Raw genomic sequence first — 9,036 nt, 5'->3', positions numbered from 1 at the left:
TTACGCCAGTCCAGAATAAGGATGTATTTCGGGTTTCTCCGGCAATCTGTTGTACGTCATGGATATATACTCCAGTGCCCACGATCCATTCCCAGGGCTCAAAGCCGGCAACATAGGACAGTTTGGGTTCTATCCGGTCCTGGTCATCATAGTATTGCCACTGGTACTCGACATAACCGGCGTCATGACGTTCCACTGCTTCCACCATCTCCTGAAAGAGCCGCAATCCGTCCGGATCCTGGAAATCTCCGATATATTCTCCATCCAGGTCCGGCCTGAAAGGATGCATAACCATGTTGGGCACATAATCGTTGATCCAGAAGTAATCCTGTCTGTCTTCACCGAAAGTCATGGAAGCGATGGATTCCATTGCTCTTTCCTGGGCTTCCTGCCGGCTGAGCTCCCCCTGCATTTCCTTCTGATGCAGATTCTCAATGATTCCTAAAGCAGTATTAACCATTTCCATGGTTTGAATTTCTTTCTCATGAAAAATAGTCTCTTCGAGCACAGGAATTAAATAGATAATGATCAGGGCCAGAAACAAAACTATGGGAATTACCCCCACAACCGCCAGCTTAGTTCTTATGCTGCTTAATTTCATTTTTTCCTCCCGCTTAAGTTTCAGGCCTGATGTTCGAGCAGATTTTTTGTAACTTCTCAATAACTCCGGGCAGTATTCCTGGATACCGGCTTCCGCCGGTATGACATCACAATGCAACGACCTGTTTTCATTCGTCATTCCGGCGAAAGCAGGAATCCAGGTATTTTCTTAGTGTAAGATCGCCCGGAGTTATTGAGAAGTTACGATTTTTTCGGATCCGGACAGTAGATGCACCAGGCCCAGCAAGATGGACCATCCATCCTCCAGCCTGGCCAGACCGGAGCTGGAGCCGGACTCTGTCCCGACTTTGGTAGTCTTTGCAGTCAGGGCAATGGATTACTTCCGCTCATTGCCGTAGGCTTAATAAAAATCAAACGCTGGCCATACCCGCAACCCAGGATAATGCAGTGCTCTTATCCCACTTGGGACAGTCACCGTGACAACATTATTTTGGTTAGTGTACTTTCTCCTTAGCAAAACTGGTTGCCTTTGTCACGCGTCTTCGCGTGATAATTCTCAGCGGGGACCGTCCCACTGCCAAGCGTTCAAGCCCCGTCTTTGCTCGAAATTTTTCTTGTTTTTTGTGACCCGGTTAAACCCAGCAAATCTGTAACGCGAGGAGTTGTTTCACCGGGCAGGCCCCATTATACCCTGCTCCGCAGGAACGCTTTCAGAGTTGCTTAATCACGCCATATGCGGAGCAGGCAGGGTTTCAGGAGTAAGTCTAAGGCGGGCTATACCCGCAACCCATTTTTTTCTCACGCAAAGACGCCCAGTTAAATCCTCTTTATTGTTCCCTCGCTCTGCGTGGGAACATCTTCCGGACGCTCCGCGTCCACCAATGACCGCAAAGCGGTCCAGATACGCTCCCACGCAGAGCGTGGGAGCGATAAACCCCCAGATTATGCAGGCATTATGTTAAAAAAGCGTTCCCAGGCTGGAGCCTGGGAACGAGAGGTAACCAGGAACCAGGAACGAAGAACCAGGAACCAGGAACCAGGAACGTAGACACTTGAACTCATAGTGTGTCACTTTGGTAATATGTGTCTTTATTGCTGGAGCTTAAACAAAAAATCCCCTGGGCCTGCAAAGCCTTTCCACCCGCTCTACGAAGCTATTCAACCGACACCAGCACATTATGGCACGGCTGATGCTAAAATACTTAACGTTTCTGATGAATAACAAATCAAGCTTAGAGGAGGTAAATATGTATCAGAAAAAAAGTTTCAAGGTTTTGGTTTTGTCTATAGCTGCTATGTTTATCCTGGGGGTAGCCGCCAAGGTCGGAGCCCAGCAGTATGAGCCTGATCAGCAGGAATATCAGGAATATCAGCCTGATCAGCAGCAACAGCAGGAATATCAGCCTGATCAACAGCAACAGCAGGAATATCAGGAATATCAGCCTGATCAGCAGCAACAGCAGCAACAGCAGGAACACCAGCCTGATCAGCAACAGCAGCAGCAAATGATGCAGCAGCAGGCTCCCGAAGTGGACTTAAGCTCTGAACAACTGGACCAGGTGGCCGACGCCTACGAAGCTGTAACCCAGGTCCGGGAAGAATTCCAGGCCGACCTGGAAGGCATTGAGGATCCTGAAAGAGCCCAGCAGATGCAGGAAGAAGCCGGTGAAAAAATGGTTGAGGCCGTAGAAAACCAGGGGCTGGACGTAGAAACATACAACCAGGCCATGGAAGCCGCTCAGGTTGACGAAGAGCTGAGAAACGAGCTGCTGGACAGGTTGAACGTGGATCAGGCTTATTAAAGAAAAAATACTAAGGAGTCTCAAACATGCGCTGGAAAAGTATGCTGCTGACAATGACTGCAGTATTGATGCTGGGCTTATCTGCAGGTTGCGGACCGGGACACGAACCTGCAGGAGTTCCGGGAGGGTATGAACAGCCTGATCCTGAAGAATATGAAGCACCCGAACGGGGCGAACCCAGACAGCAACCTGGTGCAGAACCTGGGACCGGACCCGGAACAGAACCAGCCTTTTAACTGACAGGAAGTGGCTGGAGCCACAAAAAAGCGATGTTCCCAGGCTGGAGCCTGGGAACACGCAACAAGCAAAGCAAACAAGCAAAGCAAAAACAAAAATTTGATATCAGTTAATTGTTAATTGTTGAAGAACAAAAGCCTTAATTAACTGCCTAACCCTATTAACAATTAATGTAAGGAAGGGGACTGGCTCTTTTGCCGCCGGATAGTCAGGCCGTTTTACGGTTTGAGGTCGGCAAAAGTGCCTGTCCCCGGTGGCCGGGGCGATAATTTATACAAAAGGTTTTGAAGAACAACCGCCTGAAGGCTACCAGCAGCCCGCACCTGATGGATACCAGCCTCCTGAAGGTGACGAATTCAGAGACCCCGGGGAAGAAGAACCAGGCTTTAAAATAGACCTGCTTATCTTCCCATGTGCTAACCCCCTCCTGACCCGAGGCCCTCCCTGTGGAGGGCCTCAACTTTTATCGTGTTTGTTTACGAGCATCAGGTGTCCAGCCCGTATTTTTTGAGCAGAGAATAGAAGTGTGAACGTGACAGGCCGGAGAGTTTGAGCATGCTGGGTACGTCACCCGGGAATTGCTGCAACAGGCCCAGCAGGTATTTTTTTTCGCACTCCTGTTTGAAGTCCTTGAACGATGATACAGGATGGTCAATTTTTGAGCCGTTTGAACGACATGGGCATGCATGTTCCGTCAGATCTTCTGCTGAGCTTTGCTCCACTCTGGAGCGTGTGACTTTTATGCGGATTTCCTTGGGCAGATGCATGGAGTAGAGGTTGGTTTCACCGGCACAGGCCACCAGGGCCTGTTCTATGACATTACACAGTTCACGAACATTTCCTGGCCAGGTGTAGGCTTCCAGGGTTTCCAGAAAGTCCGCGCCCAGACCTTTGGGAGGCAGGCTGTTTCTGGTGCACAACTTATCCACGAAGTGCATGGCCAGGGATCTTATGTCCTGAACCCTTTCCCGCAAAGGGGGCAGGTGCATATGCATGGTCTTGATGCGGAAATACAGATCATTTCTAAAGATACCTTCCAGTACCATGGCTTCAAGTTCCCGGTTGGTGGCGGCCATGAGGCGAAAATCACTTTTCTGCTCCCGGCTGGATCCCACCGGGCGGAATTTTCTTTCCTGCAGCACCCGGAGCAGTGATTTTTGAATTGCCAGAGGCAGTTCTCCCAGTTCGTCCAGAAAGAGTGTCCCCTGGTGTGCCTGGCTGATGAGACCGGTGTGGTCGGCCATGGCCCCGGTGAACGCGCCTCTGCAGTGTCCGAAAAGAGTGCTTTCCACCAGGGAATCAGTGATTCCGGCACAGTCCACCACCACGAAAGGCTGCTTTGAGCGCGGACTGTTGGAATGGATTGTCCGGGCCATAAGTTCCTTGCCCACCCCGGTTTCACCGGTGATCAAAATATTGGAATCCGAGGCGGCGGCGCAGGCCAGAAGGTCATAGCAGGACTGCATGGCCGGGCTGGACCCTACCACCGCGGTCAGATCCAGGGCCCGGGGGCGGGCGCTTTCTTTCTGCTGCCTGTACTTGAGAGCCCTGGAGATGCTCAGTTTTATCTCCTTGATGGGGGAGGGCTTTAAGAGATAATCCCAGACACCTCTTTCAATTGCCAGTTCAGCACCCTGGCTGTCACCGCGACCGGTGAGGATTATGACTTCCGGGGCGTTTTCAAGGGCCTTTATTTCCGGCAACAGGTCCAGGCCGTTGCCGTCGGGCAAACCCACATCCAGAAGAATCAGGTCGAACCTGGCTGCCTGCAGGGCAAGCCTGGTGGAGGCCATATCGTGCGCCAGGCCATGTGGAATGTCCTGGCGGGAAAGCAGGCTGGACATGGTGGATTTTACTTCAGGATCATCGTCTACTACAAGTACTCGGGGCATATTATTGTGTCTCTATGGTTGTTTCAGTCAGGTATGGCCGTTGATACCGCCTGGGACAAATCAGCCCGATTAAATGGTTTGGATAGAATGAACCGGATGTTGTCCGGCTGCTGGACACCCTCCAGGGCCTGAATGCGTCCGGTAATGAGCATTACCGGAACTCGGGGGTGTTTTTGCAGGATTGCCCGGGCCAGCTCAATTCCATTAAGCCCGGGCATGTCGAAATCCGTCAAAACCAGGTCGAATAAAATGCCCTGGCCCATAATTGTCAGGGCCTCTCTGGCACTGGAAGCAGTGTAAACTGTGTAGCCCAGGGCCTGCAGGCTCCTGGGGGTGGTTTCCAGCAGGTCCTGGTCGTCTTCCACAAAGAGCAGAGTGCCGCTGCCTGTTTTCAGGGAAGCACTGGAAGGTGCTGATTCCTGCTGTCCAGGTTCCCTTGCTGGGAGAAAGATTTCAAAGCACGTGCCCTGGTCCGGCCTGCTGTCCACCTGGATGCTCCCTTTATGGTTTTTGACTATGCCCATGACCACGGCCAGGCCCAGGCCCGTGCCGCCGGACTGGGCCTTGGTGGTGAAAAAGGGGTCGAAGATTTTGTCCAGGTCCCGGCGGTCTATGCCCGGACCCGTATCTGATATCTCCAGCCTGAAGGTTTTGCCGGCGGGCATGTCCATGTCTTCGGCCCGGTATACATCCAGCTCGATCTCTTCCAGGTTTACTGTCAGGACTCCTTTCTGGTCCTGCATGGCCTGGAAAGAGTTTGTGCACAGGTTCATTACCACCTGGGAAATCTGAGTCGGATCTACGTTGACCGGTTCGTAGCCGCCGCTGATGCTGGAACGGACCTCTATGTTGCGGGGCAGGGAGGATTGCAGAAGAGACACTGATTCCCGCACCAGTTCCGGCAATACCGTGGGACGGAAGCCCTCCTGGGAGGGACGGCTGAAGGCCAGAATTCGCTGGACCAGGTCCCGGCCCCGGTTAGAGGCCTTGAGCACCCTTGCCAGGTCCTGATAAGCCGGGGAATCAGGATCCAGGTCCCCCTGGGCCAGTTCTGTGGAATTCATTATGGAGGTCAATATATTGTTGAAGTCGTGGGAGATGCCCCCGGCCAGGGTGCCCATGGCTTCCATTTTCTGGGACTGCAGAAGCTGGCGTTCCAGGTTTATCTCGTTGGTGATGTTTTCCGCCGTGCTCAGGGTGCCGACTGTTTCCCCCTTTTCATCCCTCAGGGGAATTTTGTTTACCTCCAGCCAGGAAGAATCGCCGTTTTGATCTCTGACCGACACGCGCACTTTTCTCAGGGCCCGGCCGGTCTGGATCACCTGTTTGTCCATGCGGGCGGCCCACTGGGCGAAATCCCGGGTAGGCATGAGCAGGGTGTCCGTCTGGTGCATGATCTTCTCCGGGGACTCGATGCCGAAAAAGTCGGTAAAAGCCTGATTGGCACCCATGTAGCGCTGGTTGAGGTCCTTCCAGCAAATCAGCTGGGGGATAGTGTCCATGAGACTCTCCTGAAAGGCCAGCTGGTTGCGGATCCTTCCTTCCACGATGCGTTTGTGAATGATGCTGCGCACCAGAAAGGCCAGGATAATCAGAAGCGCCCCCAGGCTGGACATGATTACCCAGAAGACCTGCTTGTCCAGTTCGTAAAATGCCGGTGGTTCGTTGATCATCAGGCTGCCCAGGGGAAGCTGGGTCTGCTTTATCCCTTGCTTTTGCAGCACGTTGTAGTCAAACATGTTTTGATCCACTATATCGTGGATAATGGGGATATCAGCAGGTCTTTTACCTTCCAGAATGTCCAGGGCCATACCGGCTGCAACGGAACCGTGCTCAAAACCGCTGATGAGGTTGCCGCCCACCATGCCGTGGCCCAGGAGAAATTCCCAGTTGCTGTAGATGGGCAGATCACTGAACCCGGCTACGTTTTCCAGCATTTCCCCGGCGGAAAACACCTGGCCTCCGGCGGAATAGAAAAAAGGTATGAAGTAAAGGAGGGTATCCTCTGAAAGGCCTTTGACCTTGTCTGCAATCTCGTCCAGCGAGTACTGGGTCCAGAACTCAAAATCCAGCCTGTCCTGAAAATCGGGTACAGCTTCCTTTATCTGCCCCTTGATGGCTATACCCGTGGTGGATTCGTCGCCTATGACCACCATACGATTTTTGCCCCGGTGAATGGAGAGGGCCAGGTCCAGGGTCTTGCGCACATTGAAGTTTTCCACGATGCCGGTGGTGCTCTCCCGGTCCAGGAGTTCCTCTTCCAGGTGATTGATGCCGCAGAAGACTATGGGCAGCCCCGGAAACAGCTCGTCTCCGTAGTCCAGCATGAAGTCCAGGGCATCATCGTCGGAAACGATTACTATGTCGTATTCTTCATCCGCATACTTTTCACGGTAGAGCTCCAGGAGCCTGCGGGTTACCCCGGGGCGATGGAATACCTTGGTATCCATATATTCCATCTGGATTTCCATCCGGTGCCCGGATTGATCGAACCTGTGCCTGATGCCTTCACGGATGTCGTCTGACCAGGCGTAACCGTCATGGTAGGAGTTGAGGTAAAAAACTGAAAAGTTCCCGGCCTCCTCTTTTTGGGAAAAGGCCGGGGACGGGGTGATAAATATTACTACAAGGGCAAGCAGTATACGGGTTGACACTTGACAGCCTGGTTTTTTCAGAAAGGAGTTAAAAGTTTGCTGAATGATAAATTCCGGTACATGTTAAACCGAACATCCATGGCTTGTAAAGCCCGACACTACTCTGTTTAGCGCTTTGCATGTGGCATGGCTTCCTGCCCGGAGGCATACAGCCCGGAGGGGGACTGGCTCTTCAGTCACGCCTGAGGCGTGATTGTCCCAGAAAATGAGATATTTTTTAGCACAAAATGATGCTCAAGTGGGTCCCGGAGTGCCTGTCCCCTGCTTTCCTTAAAAACGCTAAACAGATACCCGACAATGAATCTTATGGAAAACGGCAGATCTGAGCAAATAATATCCTACTTGACAACAGTCTGTAAATAATACAAATTCACCTGCGTTTGGAGTCGGCTGCAGCGGGCAGCCGGCCTGAGACAACCTCAACAGGAGCTTTAGCATCCATGGAAGCAGACAGTATCAGGCGCTTTCAAGGCGCTGATCATCAACAACCGGAACCCAAAGCACCGTCTTCAGGTGAAGAGGCGGCAGGAGCCGTGCACTCCGGATAAATATCCCCATCCAGCATGTTCTCCTCCAGGTCCGCCGCTTCACTGCACGGCGGCATTTTTTAAGGAGGTGAACCCATGTCTACACCCTACATCAACCATTCCCTGCAAAAATATCTTGAAAAAGACGAAACAGAGCTGCTGCATAAATTCTGTAAAAGTCTTCATCCGCTGGACCTGGCCTGCGCCCTTGAACCCGTTTCCCCCAGAGAAGCCGCGCGTGTACTCGGTATGCTTGAACCCGGGCATGCCTCCCGGGTGCTGGCCCATATGAACCCCCAGGACCAGGCCGGCACAATCAGGCATATGCCTGACAACCTTCTCAATCATATTGCAGGAGCTGCTTCCCGGAGTCCAAGAGGATTTTACTGCGGCCAGGTTTCTGAAGAAAGCTGCAGGAGACTCTGGAAGACTTTGAGCCGGGCCTGGAACCGTGAACAGGCAGGTGCCTGTGCATACGGGGAAACCGCTGCCTGATCAATAGATCAGAAGCAAAGAAGCAGGAAGCCCGGGAAGTGCCTGTTTGCGGGAAATACCTGTACCTTACGCCCCGGGATTTATGAGCGGCTGAGCCGGCTGGTCAGGGAATATACAGGCAAACCCCTGGCAATGTTCGACCTGGACCAGAGACGCTCGGGGTGCTTCAGCCCATGGACTGGGCACATTGCAGTCCCGCCGGGGCCGGGATGTACAGGTGCAGTTGTCAATAAACCCTGCTCCGGAGGAACGCTTTCGGCGTTGATTAATCAATATGCGTGACAGGCAGGGTTTCATCCTCTCCATACCCCATGCCTTCTCAGAGTACAAAATCTTGCACCGTAAAAAATTTTTAACTTTTAACATTATTTTGACAAAAAAAGCTTGCATTTTATTTTCGGCTCAATTAAATATTCAGACAGGCCGACAGCAACGGCAAGGGTCTGCAGGCAGGATACAGGCGCAAAAGGCACCCTCACACCCCACACCCCTTGCCCCGCAACAGTTCGGCCCAGGCGTCAGGTACACTGATCATCAACAGATCTTGAGTCCGCAAAAACTTAAGATGTAAAAGGAGGAACCATTATGAAACGTTTGATTATTCTGGCCGTCATGGCCGCCTTTATCCTGGGCACCGTAGGCATGGCCAAGGCTGCTCAGCTGACCATTTCCGGCGGCGACTTCAGGGTGCATGGCAACTATGTCAAAAACCCAAACTTTGACAAAGATGATGACAGCGACTCCCTTAATTTCTACCAGAGGTTCCGGAGCACCTTTAATTTCGTTGCCAATGAAAACCTGAGGGCTGTTGTTCAGATGCAGTTCGGTGGTGCAGGCGGCGATGCTCTTTGGGGCGATAGAAATCAAG

The 9,036-nt window shown here is 52.3% G+C and carries 6 protein-coding genes and 1 pseudogene; 4 read left to right on the top strand and 3 right to left on the bottom strand.

The genetic code is table 11. The features are described from left to right. Positions 1–601: cache domain-containing protein (locus tag QZP87_RS00175; protein ID WP_291320907.1), on the bottom strand; the 601-nt coding region annotated here is incomplete at its 3' end. A 1,207-nt stretch (positions 602–1,808) separates the two neighbouring features. Here QZP87_RS00175 and QZP87_RS00170 point away from each other — a divergent pair. Both QZP87_RS00170 and QZP87_RS00165 read left to right on the top strand, forming a co-directional pair. After that, entirely contained in the window at positions 1,809–2,363 is a 555-nt protein-coding gene (locus tag QZP87_RS00170) for a DUF4168 domain-containing protein (protein WP_291320906.1), read from the top strand. Between the two features lie 26 nt (positions 2,364–2,389). After that, positions 2,390–2,599 carry a hypothetical protein gene (locus tag QZP87_RS00165; RefSeq protein ID WP_291320905.1) on the top strand — a complete coding sequence of 70 codons (210 nt, stop codon included), beginning with the start codon at positions 2,390–2,392 and terminating at the stop codon, positions 2,597–2,599. Between the two features lie 486 nt (positions 2,600–3,085). Here the strand turns inward: QZP87_RS00165 and QZP87_RS00160 are convergent, their stop codons facing one another. Both QZP87_RS00160 and QZP87_RS00155 read right to left on the bottom strand, forming a co-directional pair. Beyond that, complete coding sequence (locus QZP87_RS00160; RefSeq protein ID WP_291320904.1) at positions 3,086–4,492, bottom strand: sigma-54 dependent transcriptional regulator; 1,407 nt, start codon at positions 4,490–4,492, stop codon at positions 3,086–3,088. Positions 4,493–4,515: 23 nt separating this feature from the next. Beyond that, positions 4,516–7,146 (bottom strand): ATP-binding protein, encoded by a 2,631-nt coding sequence (locus QZP87_RS00155; RefSeq protein WP_291320903.1) that lies wholly within the window; start codon positions 7,144–7,146, stop codon positions 4,516–4,518. Between the two features lie 623 nt (positions 7,147–7,769). Between QZP87_RS00155 and QZP87_RS00150 the strand changes: the two genes are divergently transcribed. Further along, complete coding sequence (locus tag QZP87_RS00150; RefSeq protein WP_291320902.1) at positions 7,770–8,168, top strand: hypothetical protein; 399 nt, start codon at positions 7,770–7,772, stop codon at positions 8,166–8,168. A gap of 585 nt (positions 8,169–8,753) precedes the next feature. Further along, positions 8,754–9,036 (top strand): annotated as a pseudogene (locus tag QZP87_RS00145) (hypothetical protein); the annotation flags it as partial.

The sequence above is a fragment of the Desulfonatronospira sp. genome (assembly GCA_003563255.1).
Classification (GTDB): Bacteria; Desulfobacterota; Desulfovibrionia; order Desulfovibrionales; family Desulfonatronovibrionaceae; genus Desulfonatronospira.
Note: the sequence above shows the minus strand (reverse complement) of the source record. Positions and strands in the feature narration are given on the sequence as shown.

What these genes read in the sequence shown, in the direction of transcription:
- QZP87_RS00170 (WP_291320906.1), top strand. Translation starts at nt 1,809, where the DNA reads ATGTATCAGAAAAAAAGTTTCAAGGTTTTGGTTTTGTCTATAGCTGCT.
- QZP87_RS00165 (WP_291320905.1), top strand. Translation starts at nt 2,390, where the DNA reads ATGCGCTGGAAAAGTATGCTGCTGACAATGACTGCAGTATTGATGCTG.
- QZP87_RS00160 (WP_291320904.1), bottom strand. Translation starts at nt 4,492, where the DNA reads ATGCCCCGAGTACTTGTAGTAGACGATGATCCTGAAGTAAAATCCACC.
- QZP87_RS00150 (WP_291320902.1), top strand. Translation starts at nt 7,770, where the DNA reads ATGTCTACACCCTACATCAACCATTCCCTGCAAAAATATCTTGAAAAA.